Below are 22,489 nucleotides of genomic sequence, written 5' to 3'. Positions count from 1 at the left end.
TATATGTTAAACGATAACGTATTAATGCCGGCAGATAAAACAACTAGAGATCTAGCTCTAGAGATTTATAATCATATTAAAGATTTACCAATAATTAGTCCTCATGGCCATACCGATCCAAAATGGTTTGATGAAAATCTAGCCTTTGAAAACCCAGTTGAACTACTTATAAAACCAGATCATTATATTTTTAGAATGTTTTATTCACAAGGCTTAAGCCTTGAGGATTTTGGCATATCTAGAAAAGATGATAAGCCAGTTGAAACTGACCCTAAGAAAATATGGAAAAAAGTGGCAGAAAACTGGTACCTTTTTAGAGGCACACAAGTTGGTCTATGGTTTGATGCTCAACTCAAAGATGTATTTAACTACAACAAACCTTTTAATCTTGAAACTGCTGATGAATTATATGAACATATAGATAATTGTTTAAAGCAGAAAGATTTCCTTCCTCGTGAGATATGTAAAAAATTCAATATAAAGGTTATTGCTACTACAGATGACGTAGCTGATGATTTGCATCATCATAAAAATATTGCTAGCTCTAATTTCGAATGTAAAGTAGTTCCAACTTTTCGTCCTGATAGTGTGACCAACCCAGAACTTCACCCTGTCCATAAGAATATAAAAAAATTAGCCAAGAAACTAAATAAAAATATAGAAACCTATGACGATTTTATTAAAATATTAGCGGAGAGACGAGAGTTTTTTAAGGCTAATGGTGCCACAGCTTCAGATCATGGTATAACTATACCTAAAACATATGATTTAGATAAAATAGAGCGTCGTAACCTATTCAAAAAAATAATTACAAATGTTGCTTCAGATAAAGATAAGCGTGTATTCAGTGGACAAATGTTAACCGAAATGGCAAAAATGGCGACTAATGACGGTCTTGTAATGCAAATTCATGCTGGAGTTTTTAGAAACCATAACACAAGAATTCAAAGAAAATTTGGTAATGACAGAGGTTGCGACATTCCATTAAAGTGTGATTTTGTAAATGGCCTTCACCCTCTTTTAAGTAAAGTAGGTAATAATCGCAACTTTAGGACAGTTTTATTTACTATGGATGAGTCAACCTATACTAGAGAATTAGCACCATTAGCTGGACATTACCCAAGTGTGTTTTTAGGTCCTGCTTGGTGGTTTAATGATTCTGCTGAAGGTATGAAAAGATTTCGTCATGCTGTAACTGAAACTGCTGGCTTTTATAATTGTTCAGGATTCATTGATGATACGCGAGCTCTGCTGTCCATACCAGTAAGACATGATATCGCTAGACGTGTTGATGCTGTTTATTTAGCTGAAATGGCTCTACAGGGAAGACTATCTAAAAAAGATGCTTTAGATATTGCTTACGATATCACATATACACAATCTATAAAGATATTTAATATGAGTCATCTATTAGGATAATAAAATGCGACAAAATCATCATAAATCATCGAAACTTTATGTAATTATTATTGTTGCAGTAGCTGCAATTGGTGGATTACTATTTGGCTTTGATACATCTATAATAGCTGGCGCTACGCCATTTATTCAACAAGATTTCTTAGCTGAGCATTGGCAATTAGAAATGGTTGTCAGTTTCTGTGTTCTAGGAGCCTTTTTTGGAGCTCTTGCTAGTGGTTATTTTACCGACAAATTTGGCCGTAAAAAAGTAATGATTTCTACCAGTTTGTTATTTATAGTAGGCACTCTGGTGGCATCGTTAGCTCCAAATATAGAATCATTAGTCCTTGGCAGATTTATGTTGGGATCTGCTATTGGTGTAGCATCTTACGCAGTGCCTTTATTTATTGCTGAAGTTGCTCCAGCTTCTAAAAGAGGCTCATTAGTTCTTTGGAATGGAGCATTTCTTACAGGTGGCCAAGTTATAGCATTTATTGTTGATTATTTTCTAACAAGCAGCGGTAGTTGGCGTATTATGATAGCTACAGGACTAGTACCAGCAATTATGCTATTTGTAGGTATGTGTTTCATGCCCTACTCACCTAAATGGTTATTTTCTAAAGGAAGAAAGCAAGAGGCTCACGAGACACTTACAAAAATTAGAGAAAATGCAAATGATGTCTCAGAAGAATTATCTGCCATTCAAAATAATTTAGAAAAAGCAACTAAACCTAAGTTCTCTGCAATTTTTAATAAAAAAATTAGACCAGTTCTATATATAGGTTTAGCTCTTGGGATATTTCAACAATTTTTTGGTATAAATACAGTAATGTACTATGGGCCATATATAATGGAAAATATAGGTTTTAATGGAAGTGAAATGCAGATGCTTATGACCCTTTCTTTAGGACTCGTTAACTTCATAGCTACAATTATAACTATAATGTTTATTGACAGATTAGGTAGAAGAAAATTCCTACTACTTGGATCCGCTATGGCTGCTTTGAGTCTGTTTAGCATGATTTATTTGCTTAATAATGTTACAAGTAGTACTGTCGCAATATTAGCCTTAATTTGTCTTTTAATATATATTGTGGGATATTGTATTAGTGTTGGTTCTCTTTTCTGGCTAATTATTTCGGAGATTTTTCCCTTAAGTGTTAGAGGGTCTGCGATGAGTTTTGTTGCGTCAATACAGTGGTTAGCTAATTTTATTGTTGCTGCTACATTTTTAACTATTTTAACAAAACTAGGCGTTTCATTTACTTTCGGGATATATGCATGCGTAGCCAGCTTAGCGTTTATTGTAACATATCTTTTTGTTCCAGAAACAAAAGGAGTTGATTTAGAAACTATTGAAAACAACCTGAATAAAGGTATAAAAACGAGATATTTAGGTAAAGAAATTATTGATTAATAGAGGTGGATATTATGTCTCAAACAGTAGAAAATACATTTGGCGAATTTCGTAACTATACAGATAGTAAATTCCAAGATCGTGTAGAAAGAACATATAAAGATATGCATATCAATCAAAATCTTGAATATGTTACTCAAATGAAGGATAAATACTTCAAACTTGATTTGGGAAAAATGGATGTTTACGAAGTATTTAAGCTTTTAGAAAACGTTCATGATGAAAGTGATCCAGACAACGATCTTCCACAAATTGAACATGCCTATCAAACAGCAGAAGCTTGCCAAAATAAGTTCTTAAAAAGTGATACTGAACTTAGAGAAAATGCTTTAATTAGATCACTATTTAGAGATCACGAGTGGCAAAGTATTCCTAAAATTTGGCAAGATTTTTATATTGAAAAACAAAGTCTAGGAAATCTGTATACCCATATTAAAGACTGGTCTTGGTTCCCTCTAGTTGGTTTTGTGCATGATTTAGGCAAAATTATGACATTACCAGAATATGGTCAATTACCTCAATGGTCAACTGTTGGTGATACATATCCTATTGCTTGCCCTTTTGCTTCTGCTAATGTTTTTTCTCATAGGGAGTTTGTCAAGGACTCTAAAGATTATAATAACTATAATACCGAATCTGAAACTCATTATGGAAAATATAAGAAAAAATGTGGCTTTGATAATGTTGATATGAGTTTTGGCCATGATGAATATATTTATAAAGTTTTCGAGCAAGGTAGTGATATACCGTATGAAGGATTATATCTTCTACGATATCACTCATTTTATCCATGGCACACTCCTCAAACTAGAGGACATGCTTATCAAGAACTTGCTAATGAAAAAGATTGGCTATTACTACCTCTATTAAAAGCTTTCCAGAAAGCTGATTTATATTCGAAACTGCCTGAACTACCACCCAAAGAGATTTTAGAGAAAAAATATAAAAGCCTGTTAGATAAATGGGTTCCAAATAAAAAAATTAACTGGTAATAAAATTTAAATCAAAATGCATTTAGGTAAATGGTATTATAGTATTAGTATAATAATTTATCATTTATATGAATATTAAAAAGTCAGATATTTTTAACTATGCATTTATAGCTTTCCCTGTAGCCTTTGCTAGTATTCCTATATATATATTTATACCTGAATACTACCATACCAATTTTGGAATAAACTTAACTATACTAAGTATAGTTTTATTCATACTAAGAGCATTAGATGCTATATTCGATCCCTTAATTGGTTGGTACTGTGATAGATTTCACTATCTAAGTAAAATTAGTTTGGTAGCTGTAGTTGCTATATTTATAGTTGGAGTATACGTTATATGCGTACCAATATTTTCAAATATTTTACTTAATCTTTCTGTTGGAATTTTTTTATCTACGCTTGCTTTTAGCTATATTACAATATTTTCAACTACAAAAGGGGCTCTTTGGTTAAAAGATGACAATAGTAAATCTTTAGTGATTTCTGCCCGTGAAATTTCTAATATACTAGGTGTATTAATCGCTTCGGTATTACTATCTGTTTTACTTACCTTAATGCCGCATGGAAGAAGCTATTTTTTATATGCTATTATTGCAATAATACTAATCTTAGTAGCTACCATATTTTTCTTTAAATGGATTAATAGAGTTAATCTAGATAATAAATCTAAACATACAATTTATAGTTTCAACATTAAGAATTACATTGATCACTTTGACAAAGATGGTATATTTTTATTTGTCGGATATACAATTAGTGCTGTAGGATCAACTTTACCTGCAGTTACTATCATATTCTTTAGTAAATATATTCTCAAAACACCAGACTTAACTGGACTATATATTTTTACGTATTTTTTTGGGGCAATATTTTTCATTCCTATAATGAAAAAAATCTCTCTTAAATTTGGAATTATTAAAACATGGGGTTATGCTCTTTTATTCTATGCAAATATATTTTCTTTTGTATTTGCTCTATCTGATGGCGATTATATACTCTTTACGTTGATATGTTTTATTTCTGGAGCTGGACTTGCAACTGAATTAATTCTTCCAAATATACTTCTAGCTAAATGGATAGATAGCTATCCAGAGAGAAAAGAACTTGGTAACGGTTATTATGCTATGCTAGCATTTATAACTAAATTTAGTTATGCTATTGCAACAATTATAACATTTCCTCTTATTAACTCCTCATTTTCATCTAATACTGAAAATCTTGAAATATCTCTTAGGTTTATATACTGTGTTCTACCTTGTCTTTGTAAATTGCTAGCTGCTGGAATTATATTTTTATGGTATAAAAGTTTATATAAATATTCTATTAATAAATAAATACTCATCTTCGTTCTCAATACACTTAATATTGTTCAATAACCACACCATACATTAATTTTATATTTATTTATAAAATCATTACTCCTAAATGTTTTAGATACAAAGTTCATATAAATACAAAGCAAATATTAATAAAAAATAAATACTTTAAATATTATTTTAATTTTAATATTGACATACAATAAATATTAAATATAATGGTCGTGTATTTTAAATACTTTAGTAACACTAATTTAATATTTTATTAATCATGGAGATTAGAATGAAAAAAACTATCACTATTGCTCTTTTAGGTTCAATTGCAGCTACTTCTGTTTATGCAGATGATTTAAATGCTAACATTGTAAACAACTCTATCGTTGATTATTCAAATAAAGTTGAAACAGCTGCGGATACTGATCCTAATTCACCAATTTATGCTGTTAAAAGCATAGCTGCAGACGCTGGCGATATCCAAACAAACGGTGAAAAAATAGCTAGAGGTCTAGTATTGACTAACAATGGTAAAGTTAAAATACCTAATTCTGTTAAGCCTAAAGATATGTATATGAAAGACGAAGCTTCTGCTGCTCAAGGTCTTGAAAAATATAGAGCTGAAAGAGATGAAATTAATGAAACTATCGAAAGATGGACTGAAAAAAGAAATAATGTTTCAGGAATCGGTAAAAAAGTTAAACAATTAAATTATGATCGTAAAATAGCTCAAAAGAAAGCTGAGTTAAAAGCCATAAACACTAAAATTGATATCTTAAAAGGCATTGAAAAAGGCGATAAAGCTTATGCAGAAGAAAAGATTGCTCAATTCAATATTATCCAAAATATAACTGTAAATGGTCCTACAGTATACTATAATGATATTGCTAAACCAGTTTCATCTGAGCTAACAGCTGCATGGAATTCAGCTACCGCTCTTGATTATATCGGTTATAGAAATAACATAGATAAATTCTGGAGCGCAAGGGTTGCTCTTTGGAATGGTCAATATAATATAAATAGCAAAGATGCTCAAACAGCTATAGAATTTAACGATATAACTAACTACTTAACTATTCAAGCTATTCAGCTGATCCAAGGTGGTAATAATGATAAGGCAATTACTACTTATGCTAATGTAAACACTCTTGCATATACAGTGACTACATTGGGCGACTTAGAAAGTGGTATTCAAGAGAAAATAGCTTCTCCTAGAACTGCTCAATCAATATGTGAAGCTGATTTACTTGAAGTTAGAGCTAACAGCAATGTAGCTACAGCTAGAAACGTATTAAAAGACTTATCTGATGAAAAAGCAGTAGAATCTATTCTTACTCAATTCCTTGATATCATAAATGTTGGTGATATTAAAGTATATGATTTAGATAAACTTGGAAATAACTGGGCTGTTAAAGCTGCTGTCAATGCTATTGCTGTTGCTATAGGCTCTGAAGGTGTTATTTACGTTAAAGATCATACTTTAATGTTAAGACCTGCAAGTGCTGTTGCTGCTCCAGTAGCTAATGCTATCGCTGAAAACGGTATCTACAAGCAAGTAAGTGATGCTGATGGTATACTATTTGGAGAAAATGCTTGTAACTTTACTGCTGCACAAAACAGTAATAACCCTGTAGCTAAAGCAATGGTTGCAGCTACAAAACAGATAGCTAGCCAAATAGCTAAAGACCAAACTGTCGATGCTGCTTTCGAAGAACAAGTTTATGTAGCTCTTCAAGCGACTATGTTCGAAAATTTAAGCAAAGTTATTCCTAACTAATTGATATATCCATCAGTTCTTATTTCTTGACATAAATTCTACTTGCAGAAAAATCATATATTACTTTTTCTGCCTTTAGCTCCTGATATCCTAAAATGCATACAACTCCTAAAAATTTACTCATAATCTTAATATTTGCAGCTGTTGCTTCTAGATTAACCATTTGAACTTTATCTTGGAAAAATAGATTTAAAGGGTTTAGCACTAGCTTCTTAATTTTAATATCACTGACTGTTAATGTTCCATCTGTTGCCTTAATTGTTTTCTTGGGCTTAGTTGGTGCTAAGTCTATGCTCTGCAGATATTTATCTGAAATTGTAAAATTAGAAGTTCCGGTATCAAGTAAACAATTAACCGGTTGATTACTATCTATTGATATGGCAATTGTCTGATGCTGAGATAATAATTTAGTTAAGTTAATTAATAAATAACTTTCTTCATCTAATACCTTTCCTATTTCATGGTGTTGTTTAGCGGTTAAGTTATTTTTGCTTAGATATATCAAATTTGCTGAAAAATCAAAAATTGCATCATATCTTGCTAAGAAATCTGTACCAATGACAATTACTGGATACAACTTTTCTTTAGGTTGATTGGTTATATTAGCTTTGACATTTTTAAGTAAAACATTTCCTATTTGTATTTTTTTTAATATTACATTTTGAATCCTAGATTTTTGTCCTACCATATTTGATGAATATTCAGAACCACTCTCTTGATTAAGCTTTAATTGATCAACTGAGTGATTAAAAATACTTATTCCTTTTGATCCTGAGTCAAAAATCACATAAGCAGGTCTATCGTTTACCTTTGCAAGTATATATGGTGCTTCAAACTCTTTTTTATTTTCTAATTTCAGTGCTTTGTAATTATATTCTTTCAGATTATTTTGTAACTTATTAGCAACTGATAAATTCATAAATAAACAAAAGCTAAATATTAATAAAATTTTTCTAAGCATATATTATATTCCTCTCTATTTTTAAAATATTTTTACAAAATGGTTACTGTTTTACAATAAATAATTATTGATAAACGATAATTTTAATCTAAAATAGATATCAAAATCTAAATATGGAGATAAAGTCATGCAAAACTTAGAAAAAATTAGTAAGTTCTATAAAAATATTTTTAGAATAGTATTTATATTGATAGTAATATCTGTTGTATCATTTTGGGCTTTTGCACAAAGTGAATATATACCTAATGTCACAGATACTGCGCAGCATTATATCGATCAAATGTCACAACCAATAGCTTTAGATACTAGAATTATAGGACTTTTAGTTAGCTTGATACCAGTTTCAGTAATACTTTATATAATCGCTCTTTTAGTCAAATTATTTACGTGTTATGAAAAGCTTGAGGTTTTTTCTTCTAGAGTAGTTTTGATATACAAAAGATTAGGATGGGGGTTGGTATATTATTTTTTTGCTCAAATCATTTTTGAGCCTTTAATATCATTGACTCTAAGTTATCATAATCCTGTAGGTGAACGTTTCGTAAGTGTATCAATTGGTACTAACGAAATTCTAGCATTATTATGTGGGGGAGTGATTATAACAATATCAAAAGTTATGCAAAAAGCTCATGAACTTGCTGAAGAAAATGATTTAACAATTTAAGGATATTTAGATGTCTATAAGAATTGACTTAGCAAGAATAATGCTTGATAAACAAATTAAATCTAAAGATTTAGCAAAAGCTATTGGAATTACAGAGCAAAACTTATCAATATTAAAAAACGAAAAAGCAAAAGCTATTAGATTTTCTACTCTAGAAGCAATTTGTAAGTATCTAGGTTGCCAACCAGGAGACATATTAATTTATGAGGATTAAATTCTTATAAAATATAAATATACTAATACTCTATATATATTGTTACAATTGTATTCAAATAAAATTAATCTTAGATAATATAAATTATGAATACAATCAATTTAGGCAAGTATTTTTTTGTTTTAACTATATTTTTCATAAATATAAGTTTTGCAAGTTCTGATAAATATCATTTGGAAACTCCTCCAATACCGGCAGGAACTTATAAACCTGACTTTAGAGATATTAAAGATGTATCTGAAAAGAAAAAAGTCTTTATAGAATTTATGTCAAAAGAAATAGATGAAGCTAATCAAGAGTTATGTAAACAAAGAAAAACTATTATGAAACTACAAGAAATTCTTAATAGTAAAGAAGATTTAGATGAAAATCAAAAAACAAAAATTAAAAAATATACTTCCTTCTATAAAATATGGAATGCTAAGACGTTACAAGAGCAAGTTAATGCTTTAGTTACAAAAGTTAATATAGCACCTAAAAGTCTAGTAATTGCTCAAGCAATCCTTGAAACTGGCTGGGGAACATCTAGATTTGCAGTTGACTATAATAATTACTTTGGATTACATTGTTTTGAAGAAAACTGTGGTGTCAAAGCTAAAGATTCAGATGTCCAAGTAGAAACTTTTAAAGATGTTGGAGATAGTATTCTTGGATACTACTTTAGATTAAATACTGGAGAAAAGTTTGCTAAATTTAGACAAGTAAGACAAGCTAATGGCGATACTTCTCAACTCATTAATACTCTGACAGAATACTCTGCGTTAGAGGGAGATGAATATCAAAATAGATTAAATAGTGTAATTAAATCAAATAATTTAGATAAGCTTAAAGCTTCTTGTTAAAGAATAAGTTCTGAATTAAAGAGATAAATTCTGTTGTTGATCTGATGATAAACTATCTGGTATTTTTAATTTAAAATGATTGTATGCTAGCAAAGTAGCAATACGCCCTCTTGCTGTACGCATTATATATCCTTGCTGGATTAAATATGGCTCTATGACATCTTCAATAGTTCCCTTTTCTTCACTAAGTGCAGCTGCCATCGTATCTAATCCTACTGGACCACCACCAAATTTTTCCATTAATGTAAGTAGATATTTATGATCCATATGATCAAATCCTACAGGATCAACTTTTAGCATTGTAAGAGCTTTATCAGCAATATCATAAGATATAACTCCAGAAGCTTTAACTTGAGCATAATCTCTAACTCTACGTAGTAATCTATTTGCTATTCTTGGTGTACCTCTTGAACGTTTAGCAATTTCATTAGCACCATCGTCTGTAATATCTAGATCTAAAAGCTTAGCCGAACGATAAACTATCTTAGCTAAATCGTCAACTGAGTAAAACTCTAGCCTTTGAATTATACCGAACCTATCTCTCAAGGGTGAAGTCAGAAGCCCTGCTCTAGTTGTAGCTCCTACTAATGTAAATGGAGGTAAATCAATCTTGATTGATCTTGCTGCGGGACCTTCACCAATCATAATATCAAGCTGATAATCTTCCATAGCTGGATATAATATTTCTTCAATAACAGGACTTAAGCGATGTATTTCATCGATAAATAATACATCGTTCTCTTCTAAGTTAGTCAAAAGTGCTGCCAAATCTCCAGCTTTTTCTAAAACTGGACCACTTGTTTGCTTAAGTTCCACTTCCATTTCATTGGCAATAATATTTGATAATGTTGTTTTACCTAAACCTGGGGGCCCAAATATAAGAGTATGATCAAGCGCATCCTTTCGAGATTTTGCAGCTTGAATGAAAATCTCCATTTGCTCGCGTACTGCAGGCTGACCTTCATATTCAGCTAAAGTTTTTGGTCTTATAGCTCTATCAATGAAGTTTTCATCTTTATTTTGTGCTGTATTTGCTGATATTATTCTGTCAGTTTCTATCATATTATAGTGTTCTAATAAGATTTAATTTTTATTATAACATTTTATTGCTCTCAATTTGACTTTGGATTATATACAGCATATTTTTGCGGTTGTAACTAATATAAAAATTAAATTATACCAATATAGTAAAATGTTGAGTGATAAACTTTGAAAAAGGTAAATGTTTTGTCTAAAATCTAATAATAGAATCGACATTAATATATGGAGAAAATAGTGGATTTAAAAGATTTCAAACAAATAGAACTTTCTCATTTCAGTGATACTAAATCAATAAATTATCTTAGAGATGATGCTAGTCACCTTCTTTACTTAGAAAGCTCTGCTTTAGATGTCTTTAGAGACTATAAAGATCATGATGCTTTAACAGTTAGAGCAGATCTTAACCTAAAGGATGTAAAAACAAAAATTATTGATAATCATAAAGATTTTGCACTGGTAATTAGTGCTGAAGATAAAGTTGTGGGAACAATTGCTCTTCATTATATAGAGAGCCAAGCCCTTCAAGAAAGAGCTAGAAGTTCTGGTACAAAACCAGCTGATTTAGTTGCACATGATATTATGTTACCTATTGCCAAAGTAAACACAGTATCTTATTCAATTATAAAAAGTACTAAAATTGGCCATATCCTAAACACATTAATTAACTCAGACTATCATCATATCGTAGTGTATGATAAAAATGAAAATGGTGAAAAATATATCCGTGGTTATTTTTCTTTACCATATATTAGAAGAAAGCTTGGTTTAGATGTCTATCACGTTTATCAAAAAGAAGGTATTTCTAACCTTAACAAAGGTATCTAATTTTTTTAACAATTAATCTACATATTCTTTTATAACATTATAGAACTGATTTGCCATAATCCTGTATCCTTTTGCATTTGGATGTACAGCATCAACCATTAAATCTTTATTCCCAATTACACCTTCTAAAACATTAGGAACTAATAAACATCCATAGCTCTTAGCAAAGTTAATATAGTCTTCAGCATAATCATTTTTATAATATGGTATATCTAGACCTCCGATAATAACTAACGCTCCGTTTGCTTGTAGTATATTCACTATACGCTTTAAGTTTGCAAACGCTTCTTTTGCAGGAATTCTTTTTCTTAAATCATTAGCTCCCAATGACACCATTACTATCTTAGGGTTAGCTTGCACAACATCTTCAATTCTTAATAGTGCTTGACCTGTTGTTTCACCAGATACTCCCATATTTATTACAGGTTCACCAATCATCCTTGATAATTGAGATGGGTAATTATCATATTTATCTACACCATATCCAGCTGTTAAGCTATCACCAAAAGCAACAATAGTCTCGCCTTGTGGATTTTGGTTAACAATAGGCCAATTATTATAGTTTTGATAGATAAAATAATAGTATGACAATGCTAATAAAACTATTACAAAAATAAGTAAAATTAATTTCTTCATTAGATAAGCGTTTCTAAAAATAATATATTTGAAATTATAAAATAGTAACCAACAAAATACTATCTATAGCATTATTAATAATAAGTAGAATTTAGACAAATAATTATCCTTTGTGACTTAAAAGTTTTTCTAAGACTTCTGATATTTTGCTAAAAGAAAGATTTGAATAATCTAGCAGAAGATCTTTTGTACCATGAGTTAAAAACTCATCCTTGAGACCAAAGTTTCTGACAATTGTATTTTTACTTAGATCGCTAGCAAGTATATACTCATTAACCGCAGAACCCGCTCCTCCTGCTATTGAACTCTCCTCAAGTGTAAATATAATATTATGGTTTTGACATATTTCATCAATCAGCTGTTCATCAAGAGGTTTTACAAATCTCATATCAACTACAGTAATATCATACTTATCTGCTATCTGGTTAGCAAGAGGTAATAAAGTTCCAAAATTTAAAATTGCGGCTCTAGAACCTTTCTTAATAAGCTTTGCTTTGCCTAATTCTATATCAAGATTATCAGTAATTTCAGCTCCGATACCTGCTCCACGAGGATAGCGTACCATTGCAGGTCCCTTGTATTCATATCCAAGTTCAAGCATATGATATGTCTCGTTTTCATCACTTGGAGTCATAATTACATGATTTGGAATACAACGCATAAATGATATATCAAAACTACCATCATGAGTTGCTCCATCTGCTCCAACCAGACCAGCTCTATCAACAGCATATAAGACATCTAAATCTTGTAATGCTATATCATGTATAACCTGATCATAAGCTCTTTGTAGAAATGTTGAGTAAATAGCAACTACAGGCTTAAGTCCTTGACAGGCTAAACCACCTGCAAAAGTTACTGCATGCTGCTCAGCAATTGCTACATCAAAGTATCTATTTGAATATTGTTCTGAAAATCTAATTAAATCAGAGCCTTCCTTCATAGCTGGAGTTACACCTACTAAGCGCTCATCTTTAGCTGCTTTTTGACAAATCCAGTTACCAAATATATTTGAGTAAGTTGGCTTAGAAGCTTTTGATTGAGCATCTCCACTGTGAAAACTTGGTGCAACATGATGAAACTTAATTGGATCAGACTCTGCTCTAGTATAACCTTTGCCTTTTTTAGTAATTACATGTAAAAGTTTCGGACCCTTGTGATCTTTTAAAATTTTTAAAGTCTTTACTAGCTCTGTAACATTATGGCCATCTATTGGTCCTACATAATAAAAACCTAAATCTTCAAAAAAATTTGCAGGGACAAACATTCCTTTAGTCTGTGTTTCTATCTTTTTCACAAACTCAAACATCGGTGGAATATTTTTAAGAACTTCCTTACCTTTTTCACGAATAGAGTTATAAAAGCCACCTGAAATAATCTTGCTAAAATGAGCAGAAAGACCACCAACATTATCAGAAATTGACATTTCGTTGTCATTGAGAATAACTAAAATGTCCTCTTTAATTCCCCCAGCATGATTAAGTGCCTCAAATGCCATACCTCCAGTTATAGCACCATCTCCAATAACAGCAATTGAGCTAGAGTGTTTACCTTGTAGTCTATCTGCAATAGCCATGCCAAGTGCTGCACTTATCGATGTACTTGAGTGCCCTACTCCAAAAGTGTCATATTCACTTTCAGATCGCTTTGGGAAACCTGAAATTCCACCATCTTTTTTGATAGTAATAAGCTTATCTTTTCTACCTGTCAAGATTTTATGAATATATGTTTGATGTCCAACATCCCATACAATATTATCGTAAGGTGTATTAAAAACATAGTGTAGCGCTACTGTAAGCTCTGTAGCACCAAGACTACTTGCAAAATGTCCACCACTTACATCCAATGTATCTACCAAAAAAGTTCTTAACTCAGATGCTAGTTCTTTAAGTTGTCCCTCAGGTACAAGCTTAAGATCTGTAGGGGTATTTATCTTATCTAAAATAGTATATTTCGACATAGTATAAAATCTTCATCTAACCCAAAAGTACAATTCTAAAGAATATATACTTTAATAAATTAAACATTTCGTCAGCTAGTGGTTACTCCCACTCAATTGTTCCAGGTGGTTTACCTGTTACATCATAAACGACTCGTGATACTTGTTTAACTTCATTTACAATTCTATTTGAAACTATAGATAAGAAGTCATAAGGCAAATTTGCCCATGTTGCAGTCATAAAATCAATACTAACCACAGCTCTTAATGCTATAACATATTCATATCTACGCTGATCCCCAACAACCCCAACTGACTTAACTGGTAAGAAAACCCCGAAGGCCTGAGAAATATCATGATACAAATTATGCTTATAGAGCTCTTCAGTAAAGATAGCATCTGCTTTTTGTAGAGTTTCAACATACTCTTTCTTAATTTCACCTAATATACGCACACCAAGACCTGGACCTGGGAACGGATGTCTATAAAGCATATTATACGGTAAGCCTAAGCCTAGTCCTAATTTACGCACCTCATCTTTGAATAACTCTCTTAGAGGTTCTAATAGCTTAAGCTTCATCTCTTTTGGCAAACCACCAACGTTATGATGAGATTTGATAACATGAGCTTTAGACTGGCTATTACCAGCTGACTCAATTACATCACTATAGATCGTGCCTTGAGCAAGCCATTTCGCATTTTCGATTTTAGCTGCTTCTTCATCAAAAATATCAACAAAAAGCTTACCTATGATTTTACGCTTTTCTTCAGGATCACCAATCCCCTTTAGAGCGTCTAAAAATCTATTTTTAGCATTTACACGAATAACATTAATATCCATATGCTCTGCAAATACTTCCATCACTTGGTCGCCTTCATTAAGACGAAGTAGTCCAGTATCTACAAATATACAGGTAAGTTGATCGCCAATAGCTTCATGTAATATTGCTGCTACCACAGATGAGTCAACACCACCTGATAAGCCTAAAATCACTCTATCATTTCCAACCTGTTTTTTTATTTCTTTGATATCGTTTTCAATAATATTTTCGATATTCCAAAGAGCATCACATTTACAGATATTTAAGGCAAAATTTTCTATAATCTGTTTACCATTCTCTGTATGAGTGGTTTCTGGATGAAACTGTACTCCATAAAAAGGTTTACTCTTGTGAGCAACAGCTGCAACAGGAGCATTAGCTGATGATGCTATTACCTCAAAATGTTCGCCAGTTTGAGTAACTTTATCGCTATGACTCATCCATACAGACTGTTCTGTTTTAAGATTTGAAAATATATTTTCTGATGATTTTAAGATATTAATGATTGCTTTACCAAACTCACTTTGATCAGCTCCTTTTACTTCTCCACCATGCTGCATTACCATTGTCTGCATACCATAGCAGATACCCAAAACAGGAACACCTAATTCAAAGACTATTTCTGGGGCTTTAGCATCTGAATCATATACAGACTCAGGACCACCAGAAAGAATTATACCTTTAGCATGATAATCTTTGATAAAATCATCTGCTATGTCGTGAGGAAATATTTCGCAAAACACACCAACCTCTCTCACTCTACGCGCGATAAGTTGAGTATATTGCGAACCAAAATCTAAAATCAAAATCTTATGATTATGTATATCTGTCATTTTTATAGAAATAAAGATTTTCTTAAAAGGATATTTTAACCTAAATGAATTTGATTGTAATTAGCTTTTAGTAATAAAAGTAACATTAAATAAATACTTACAAAAGACTTTCTTAGAAAACTAAATGATTAGACTAACAAAAAAGCTCTATTACTCGACGTTTAAAACTAAACTGAGGATATTCAACTCCAACAAAATATAGACCGTGTGCTTTAGCTGTTTCAGCAGCTTTTGTCCTATCCTTAGCTTCTAATACTAGCTTAATCCATTCTGGAGATTCAAATTCTAAACCTACTTTTAGTAAGGAGCCTATAAAATTTCTAATCATATGGTGCAAAAAAGCATTGCCAACAACCTCAAATACTATAAAACTTCCCTGTTTAATAAACTCAGCTTTTTGAATATTTCTAAATGGTGTGTTTGACTGACATTGAGATGATCTAAAAGATGTAAAATCTTGCTCATCTAATAAGTATTTACAGGCTTGATTCATTTTATCTATATTTAACTCTCTATTCTCCCACAAACAATGCTCAGCAAATATTGGAGAGCTAATTGCAGAATTATAGATAATATAATTATAGGTTCTATTTATCGCTGTAAATCTCGAATTAAAATTATTTTCAACTTCTTTAATATCTAGTATTTTAATATCTTGTGGTAAAAGAGCATTCGTTCCCCTCATCCAAGAACTAAGATTCCTATCTGCATCTGAATGAAAGTTAACAACTTGCGAAGTCGCATGTACTCCGGTATCAGTTCGCCCTGCACAAGTAACTTCGATATTTTGATTTGCAATTTTTGAGAGTGCTTTTTCTAGCTCTTCTTGAACACTTGGTGAATGCGATTGCCTTTGCCAACCACAATAGTTTTTACCAAAATATTCAATTTGTAGTAGATAATTTTTCATAATTAGCCAAGAAATTTAACAACTCTAGAATGAAGTATTTCCATCTCTTTTGGAATCAGTTTTGAGAAATTGATAAAACCATGTACCAAACTATCAAAGTGATAATGTTGTACCTCAACATCATGTCTAAGAAGCCTTTCAGCAAATAATAAGCCCTCATCTTTTAAAGGGTCATAGCCTGCTGTCATAACTAAAGTTCTCGGCATATTATCTAATTCTTTGATATAAAACGGTGATATTTCAGGAGAGCATTTATCCATACCTTCAGGCACGTATAACTCAGAATACCATTTTGTTTTTGCTTTAGTTAAAATATAGCCACTAGAATAGTCTTCAAGCGATTTCGTAGGCATATGCGATAAATCTACAGATGGGTATAAAATAATATTATTGGCAATTTTAACACTACCTTTTTGTAATAGATTATAAGTTGCTAAAACTGTCAAATTAGCTCCTGCGCTATCACCCATTAAAGTAAATTTCTTACGAGATACACCAAGTTTTTTAGAGTGTTGATAAACATATTCTGTAATAAACTCAACATCATTCAAACCAGCTGGAAATTTATGTTCAGGCGCAAGACGATAATCAACAGCAAAAACAATCCTATTGGTAGTTAAAGCAAGCTTGCGGCAAAAAGCATCAAATGAGTCTAAAGTACCAGATACAAACCCTCCACCATGAGAAAAGATTATTACTTTAAGTTTCTCATCAGTTTTAGGATTATATACTCTAACAGGGATATTATGACCATTATCAGCATGTTTTATTTCAATATCTTCAACACTTTCTAGATCTACCTTAGGATAACTATATAAGCCTAGCGATGCCGCTGCCTTTCTAGTTGCTTCGATATCTTGTCGATTGCCATCCCTATCAAATTTACTAATAAATGTCAGTAAGTCTTGAAGCTTAGGTGGTATAGTCTTAATACCTCCATATAGATCTGGAACCTTTTTAAGAATTTCAGCTTCAAGTGCTTCTTCATGCTCAGAGTTATCCTTAGCTATAACTTTTAGCCACTCTTTCTTATTTGGAGGCAATGACTCAATAGGTGTTGATAAATATCGAGCAATACCCAGTTCATGACAATCATTTTCAGCATAAAATGACAAGTTATTTATCATCCACTTGACAATTTTTTCAGCTTTATAATTATTTGTTTCCCTTATTTCTAATACATTATACAAATTTCTAACATCATATGACCAAGGAACATAGTCAACAATAAAGTTACAGCTAATATAATTAAGCCCCGCTTCTCTTGCTAAAGCAAACTCTGGAAAAGCCGTCATACCTATGACACCACCTCCCATACTCTGGAAGCATTTAGCATCAATTATAGTAGGAAATTGGGGTCCTTCTATACAAACGTAGCTCTGCTTAAAATGAATATCAAAATCAAACTCTTGTTTCTTTGCTCTAATTTCTTCAGCTATACTCTCTGTTATAGGTTTTGAAAGAGATACATAGTTAAGCAACCCCTGTTCACAAAACGTAAATTCTCGTAAAGATTTTGTTCTATCAATAAACTGATATGGAATAACCATATCTCCAGGTTTTAACTCTTCTCTTAAACTTCTAACTGAAGATAATGCAATAATAGAAGTAGCACCATATTTTTTCAAAGCATATATATTCGCTTTGTAGTTTATTTGATGCGGTAATATATTCTGACCTAAACCAGTTCTATTTAGAAATAATGCTTCCTTATCTTCTATTTTTATTTTAAATAAACCATTAGAACACAAACCATATGGAGTTTCTCGAGAGAGTTCTTCTATAATTTCAAAATCATCAAAAGACTCAAAACCACTACTTCCTACAATTGCCCACATATCTCATTTATCCAAAAGTTGTTTCTAATATTTTTTTATCTTTACAAAAAAGCTCTATTCTAAATTTATCACCGATACTTACTACCCCGACACCTTTGGGTGTTCCTGTCATCAACAAATCATTTTCAGCTATAGTGATTTCATTTTGTTTTAAAAAATCTATAATTTGTTGGGGTTTATAAATCATTAAATCATAACTGCCTTGCTGAATTAAAGAGCTATTTTTATATGCTTTGAAGTTTAAAAATTCAACATCCTGATTATTGATTTCAACAAAGTCACTAATCACAGCACTATTATCAAAAGCTTTTGCTAACTCCCACGGAAGTCCTTTTGATTTAAGCTTTGATTGTACATTCCTATCAGTTAAATCTAAACCTAAACCTACCGCTTTTATATTTGAATCATTATCAAAAGCAAAAACTATCTCACACTCATAGTGTGTTTCTCTAGCTGACGATAATTTAAGATTTTTAGCTATACTTGAGTTAGGTTTGATAAATATTACCGGACTATCTGGAACTTCATTATTCAGTTCATGAATATGTTCAACATAGTTTCTACCTATACAAATTACTTTTGATTTTGTCAGATCAATTTGCATAATTTAATTCCTTTTATGAGTTGTGATTATTACAGCTTAAAGTCTTCTCCAAGGTATACCTTTCTAACCGTTTCATCAGCTAAGACTTCTTCTGGTGTACCAGCAGCGAGCATATTTCCAGCATTAACAATGTATGCTCTCTCACAAATATCAAGCGTCTCTCGTACATTATGGTCTGTAATTAACACACCTATCCCTCTATCTTTAAGATGTCTCACAACTTCTTTAATCTCTATTACAGATACTGGATCAACTCCGGCAAACGGTTCATCTAGAAGTATAAACTTAGGATCCATAGCAAGAGCCCTTGCAATTTCAACTCTTCTTCGCTCTCCTCCAGATAAGCTCATACCTAAACTTTTACGTATGTGCTGAATACTAAACTCATCCAAAAGTTGATTTAGTTTTTCTTCAATTTGGATTTTACTAAGTTCTTTACGAGTCTCCAAAATAGCAACAATATTATCTTCAACACTTAGTTTTCTGAAAACAGAAGCCTCTTGAGGAAGATAACCCAAGCCTCTTCTAGCTCTAAGGTGAATTGGCATCTTTGTTACATCATCATCCCCCATATGCACCTTACCACGTGTTGCAGCGACAAGTCCTACAATCATATAAAAAGATGTTGTTTTCCCGGCTCCATTAGGTCCCAGGAGACCAACTATTTCACCAGTTGAAACTTTCATGGAGACATTATTTACAACCCATCGCGAACCATATTTTTTACCTAGTCTTTTTGCTTCTAATGTATATTTTTCCATTTTAAACCTGTCTGCTTTAATTAAGTTGTAGAGTTATATGTATTTAAGCCTCTAACACTTCCTTTTTGTCTATCTTTCTCATAGTCACTAATAGGAGTTAGACCTGTATCAATTTTAGTCTGTTTCTGTACTCCATCTAATATTATTGTTGATCTTTTATTTTCACTACCAGGAATTGATATTAGATCATGTTCAATATCAAAAATAACTTTTTCACCCTTATAAACATTATCGTTTTGGAAAGCTACAGCCTTTCTGTACATTTCTAGATGCTTGTCATCAACATGATAGATTATCATTTTTGACTTACCCTCAACAGGACCTCTTGTCGCAGTCTTAACATCTTTATAGTCAGGGTTTGAATTTGTTGGATATGTATAGAATTGGGAATTATGATTATCATCTGAAATCATGGTGAAGGTTTTCAGTTTCTTATTCTCATCCAAATTTATTACAAGTCTCTGTCCAGATATGAAGTTACATTCTTTTTGTTCAGAACATAGTTGTTTAGCTGTTTTTAACCAACTCTCTTGTAATTGTTCCAGAGATAAATTTGCATCTCTTTCAAAATAAATAACATCTTTTTTAGGTGCTATAGGTTTATGACAAAGTATATGCTTGTTATGGATTTGCATTACAAATACATTGCCTAAATAGGTAATAACATGCTGACTATCATCATATGTAGCACTATCGGCACATATTGTTACCGGTCCATATTCTTTCAAACTATTGCTCTCAGAATTATCCTCTTTTTCATTATCAGTAACACTATCTTCTTGTGCTGCTGCATTATACATCGGAAGAGCATCATCTATTTGATTCACTTGTGTTTCTGAGAAAGCATTAGAAACAAATACTAGTAGCGTTAATCCTATCATTCTAACTAGATGCATAATAACTCCTCACATTCTGACCTAGTCTTATAACTTTTGAGTCTGAATTTCCTGATACTCCAATACCGGTTGTATTGTTACCAGTCTCAGGATCATACATCTTTGTAAATCTAGCATTATAAAAATCTTTTGAACCAGAGTTATAAAACATCTCTGAAGTTTTAATAAAGATTCTATCTAAAGAGGAGTTTTTACCCTCATTAGTTTGATTACCTGATGAATCATTACTAGTATAAATAATTGCATCAACACCATCATATAAGTGAGTCAAATTTTGACCAGTAAACTGTTGAATATAGCCATACTTAGACTTAACTTGCCACTGTAACTTGCCTGTTTTATCATCATAACTTTTTTCTGTAAGATTAATCATAAATAAATCTTGATTAATATAGCGTCTTAACTCTTTTGAAAAGTAATTCGTTACTAAATTACCTTTTACATCATATTTATTGTATGTAAAATCATAAGCCTTTAATTCAACTCTATTCTTCTGTTGACTAGATTTTAATGGTTTTGCACCATCTAAAGCATTGTAACTTATATATAGCATAGCTACGATAATAATGACTATGGAAAGTACGTTAGCAAATAAAGAATACTTAGTGAAAAACTTCATATTTTTGTTTATTTAACCTCACCAGTCTCAATAAAATCTTTAATAACCTTATCATAAAAACCTGATTGCTTAATAATATAGTCACAAAACTCCCTAACTGCAGCATTACCACCATTATTTTGGCATACATAGTTTGCATATTCTTTTACTAGTGATATTGAGTCTGTAGGCGTTGCAGACAACCCTACCTTATTCATTAACACAAGATCTGGCAAATCATCCCCCATATAAGCAATATTCTGATCATTTAGACTATATTTATTTTTTAAGCTTTCATATGCTTTGATTTTATTTTTTTGGCCTTGATAAATATCTTGGGGATCTAGACCTAAACTTTGAAGTCTCTGCTGAACAATCTTTGATTCTTTACCAGTTATAATTGCAACTTTAATACCCAATTTCTGTAACAGAACGATACCAAGACCATCTTTAACATTAAAGTTTTTAAACTCATTTCCGTCATTTGAGATTATTATTCTACTATCTGTAAGGACACCGTCGACATCAAAGATTACTAGTTTAATACTATTTACGACATTTTGCTTCATACTAAATTTCATGAAAATATTGAATTCGATATGAAATATTATCACAAATGACTTAGAGACTAAAATATTAAAAACAAAAGAAGAAATTATTTATAATTATTTACAGATTTTTCGATTTCTTTTTTAGCAAAAGCGACATCATCCCAGCCATCAACTTTTACCCACTTACCAGAATCAAGATCTTTATAATGAGTGAAGAAATGCTCAACTTTTTGTTTTAAAGAAACAGGCAAATCATCAACATCATTTATATGATCATATTCCTTAGTTAATTTAGAGCTTGGTACTGCAATAATTTTTGCATCAACACCACCATCATCTTCCATTTTGAAAACACCAACTGCTCTACAGTTAATCACACAACCTACCGCAAGAGGATATGGAGCCAATACTAACACATCAATTGGGTCTCCATCATCGTAAAGAGTATTTGGTACGAAACCATAGTTACAAGGATATCTCATAGTAGATGACATAAATCTGTCAACAACTATCATGTCACTATCTTTATCAAACTCATACTTGATCGGATCACTATCTTGGGGTATTTCAATAACAACATTGAAATCATTAGGAATATCTTTTCCACAAGGTATATTTTTTAGCATAACAATTTCTCCTATATTTTTGCTAAAGCATA

At 31.6% G+C, this 22,489-nt stretch carries 22 protein-coding genes; 9 read left to right on the top strand and 13 right to left on the bottom strand.

Annotation, left to right across the window (positions count from 1 at the left end; translation table 11 throughout):
* The first annotated feature begins 3 nt into the window (after nucleotides 1-3).
* The 5 genes from uxaC (at nucleotide 4) to FQ699_RS04810 (ending at nucleotide 6,897) form a co-directional block, all read left to right on the top strand.
* Nucleotides 4-1,419: a glucuronate isomerase gene (uxaC, locus tag FQ699_RS04830; protein ID WP_146421355.1), complete on the top strand. Its 1,416-nt coding sequence runs from the start codon at nucleotides 4-6 to the stop codon at nucleotides 1,417-1,419.
* A gap of 4 nt (nucleotides 1,420-1,423) precedes the next feature.
* Complete coding sequence (locus FQ699_RS04825; RefSeq protein ID WP_146421354.1) at nucleotides 1,424-2,815, top strand: sugar porter family MFS transporter; 1,392 nt, start codon at nucleotides 1,424-1,426, stop codon at nucleotides 2,813-2,815.
* A 14-nt stretch (nucleotides 2,816-2,829) separates the two neighbouring features.
* Nucleotides 2,830-3,807, top strand: a complete 978-nt coding sequence (locus FQ699_RS04820) for an inositol oxygenase family protein (protein ID WP_146421353.1) — start codon at nucleotides 2,830-2,832, stop codon at nucleotides 3,805-3,807.
* Nucleotides 3,808-3,875: 68 nt separating this feature from the next.
* Complete coding sequence (locus FQ699_RS04815; RefSeq protein ID WP_179951666.1) at nucleotides 3,876-5,144, top strand: MFS transporter; 1,269 nt, start codon at nucleotides 3,876-3,878, stop codon at nucleotides 5,142-5,144.
* A 265-nt stretch (nucleotides 5,145-5,409) separates the two neighbouring features.
* Nucleotides 5,410-6,897, top strand: a complete 1,488-nt coding sequence (locus tag FQ699_RS04810) for a coiled-coil domain-containing protein (RefSeq protein WP_146421352.1) — start codon at nucleotides 5,410-5,412, stop codon at nucleotides 6,895-6,897.
* Nucleotides 6,898-6,916: 19 nt separating this feature from the next.
* Here FQ699_RS04810 and FQ699_RS04805 read toward each other — a convergent pair whose 3' ends face one another.
* Entirely contained in the window at nucleotides 6,917-7,858 is a 942-nt protein-coding gene (locus FQ699_RS04805; RefSeq protein WP_146421351.1) for a retroviral-like aspartic protease family protein, read from the bottom strand.
* A gap of 127 nt (nucleotides 7,859-7,985) precedes the next feature.
* On the opposite strand from FQ699_RS04805, the gene FQ699_RS04800 reads away from it, so the two are divergent.
* The 3 genes from FQ699_RS04800 (at nucleotide 7,986) to FQ699_RS04790 (ending at nucleotide 9,578) form a co-directional block, all read left to right on the top strand.
* The gene (locus FQ699_RS04800) at nucleotides 7,986-8,522 is read left to right on the top strand and encodes a DUF2975 domain-containing protein (RefSeq protein WP_146421350.1); all 537 of its coding nucleotides are present in this window, start codon (nucleotides 7,986-7,988) and stop codon (nucleotides 8,520-8,522) included.
* A gap of 10 nt (nucleotides 8,523-8,532) precedes the next feature.
* Entirely contained in the window at nucleotides 8,533-8,736 is a 204-nt protein-coding gene (locus FQ699_RS04795; RefSeq protein ID WP_146421349.1) for a helix-turn-helix domain-containing protein, read from the top strand.
* An 86-nt stretch (nucleotides 8,737-8,822) separates the two neighbouring features.
* Nucleotides 8,823-9,578 carry a glucosaminidase domain-containing protein gene (locus FQ699_RS04790; protein ID WP_224728097.1) on the top strand — a complete coding sequence of 252 codons (756 nt, stop codon included), beginning with the start codon at nucleotides 8,823-8,825 and terminating at the stop codon, nucleotides 9,576-9,578.
* A 15-nt stretch (nucleotides 9,579-9,593) separates the two neighbouring features.
* Here FQ699_RS04790 and ruvB read toward each other — a convergent pair whose 3' ends face one another.
* Entirely contained in the window at nucleotides 9,594-10,640 is a 1,047-nt protein-coding gene (gene ruvB / locus FQ699_RS04785; RefSeq protein WP_146421348.1) for a Holliday junction branch migration DNA helicase RuvB, read from the bottom strand.
* Nucleotides 10,641-10,853: 213 nt separating this feature from the next.
* On the opposite strand from ruvB, the gene FQ699_RS04780 reads away from it, so the two are divergent.
* Nucleotides 10,854-11,444, top strand: coding sequence for a CBS domain-containing protein (locus FQ699_RS04780; protein WP_179951665.1), 591 nt, complete (start codon nucleotides 10,854-10,856; stop codon nucleotides 11,442-11,444).
* A 12-nt stretch (nucleotides 11,445-11,456) separates the two neighbouring features.
* Here the strand turns inward: FQ699_RS04780 and FQ699_RS04775 are convergent, their stop codons facing one another.
* The 11 genes from FQ699_RS04775 to ppa all read right to left on the bottom strand — a co-directional run bounded on the left by FQ699_RS04775 (nucleotide 11,457) and on the right by ppa (nucleotide 22,457).
* Entirely contained in the window at nucleotides 11,457-12,080 is a 624-nt protein-coding gene (locus FQ699_RS04775; RefSeq protein ID WP_146421346.1) for an arylesterase, read from the bottom strand.
* A gap of 103 nt (nucleotides 12,081-12,183) precedes the next feature.
* A complete protein-coding gene (dxs, locus tag FQ699_RS04770) occupies nucleotides 12,184-14,040 on the bottom strand; it encodes a 1-deoxy-D-xylulose-5-phosphate synthase (RefSeq protein ID WP_146421345.1) in 1,857 nt (618 codons plus the stop codon).
* Between the two features lie 82 nt (nucleotides 14,041-14,122).
* On the bottom strand, nucleotides 14,123-15,673 hold the full coding sequence (gene guaA, locus FQ699_RS04765) for a glutamine-hydrolyzing GMP synthase (RefSeq protein WP_146421344.1): 1,551 nt from the start codon (nucleotides 15,671-15,673) through the stop codon (nucleotides 14,123-14,125).
* A gap of 133 nt (nucleotides 15,674-15,806) precedes the next feature.
* Complete coding sequence (gene truA, locus FQ699_RS04760; protein WP_146421343.1) at nucleotides 15,807-16,583, bottom strand: tRNA pseudouridine(38-40) synthase TruA; 777 nt, start codon at nucleotides 16,581-16,583, stop codon at nucleotides 15,807-15,809.
* A gap of 2 nt (nucleotides 16,584-16,585) precedes the next feature.
* Nucleotides 16,586-18,421, bottom strand: a complete 1,836-nt coding sequence (locus FQ699_RS04755; protein ID WP_146421342.1) for an alpha/beta hydrolase fold domain-containing protein — start codon at nucleotides 18,419-18,421, stop codon at nucleotides 16,586-16,588.
* Nucleotides 18,422-18,428: 7 nt separating this feature from the next.
* Nucleotides 18,429-19,025, bottom strand: coding sequence for a fumarylacetoacetate hydrolase family protein (locus tag FQ699_RS04750; protein ID WP_146421341.1), 597 nt, complete (start codon nucleotides 19,023-19,025; stop codon nucleotides 18,429-18,431).
* A gap of 29 nt (nucleotides 19,026-19,054) precedes the next feature.
* Entirely contained in the window at nucleotides 19,055-19,786 is a 732-nt protein-coding gene (gene lptB, locus FQ699_RS04745; RefSeq protein ID WP_146421340.1) for an LPS export ABC transporter ATP-binding protein, read from the bottom strand.
* Nucleotides 19,787-19,806: 20 nt separating this feature from the next.
* Nucleotides 19,807-20,682 (bottom strand): LptA/OstA family protein, encoded by an 876-nt coding sequence (locus FQ699_RS04740; protein ID WP_146421339.1) that lies wholly within the window; start codon nucleotides 20,680-20,682, stop codon nucleotides 19,807-19,809.
* Nucleotides 20,669-21,301: an LPS export ABC transporter periplasmic protein LptC gene (gene lptC, locus FQ699_RS04735; RefSeq protein ID WP_146421338.1), complete on the bottom strand. Its 633-nt coding sequence runs from the start codon at nucleotides 21,299-21,301 to the stop codon at nucleotides 20,669-20,671. The genes FQ699_RS04740 and lptC overlap by 14 nt, the downstream gene beginning before the upstream one ends.
* 8 nt (nucleotides 21,302-21,309) lie before the next feature.
* Nucleotides 21,310-21,849, bottom strand: a complete 540-nt coding sequence (locus FQ699_RS04730) for a KdsC family phosphatase (protein WP_146421337.1) — start codon at nucleotides 21,847-21,849, stop codon at nucleotides 21,310-21,312.
* 86 nt (nucleotides 21,850-21,935) lie between these two features.
* A complete protein-coding gene (gene ppa / locus FQ699_RS04725) occupies nucleotides 21,936-22,457 on the bottom strand; it encodes an inorganic diphosphatase (protein WP_146421336.1) in 522 nt (173 codons plus the stop codon).
* Between the last annotated feature and the right edge of the window lie 32 nt (nucleotides 22,458-22,489).

The sequence above is a fragment of the Francisella salimarina genome, from assembly GCF_007923265.1.
Lineage (GTDB): Bacteria > Pseudomonadota > Gammaproteobacteria > Francisellales > Francisellaceae > Francisella > Francisella salimarina.
This window is presented reverse-complemented; position numbering and strand designations above follow the sequence as displayed.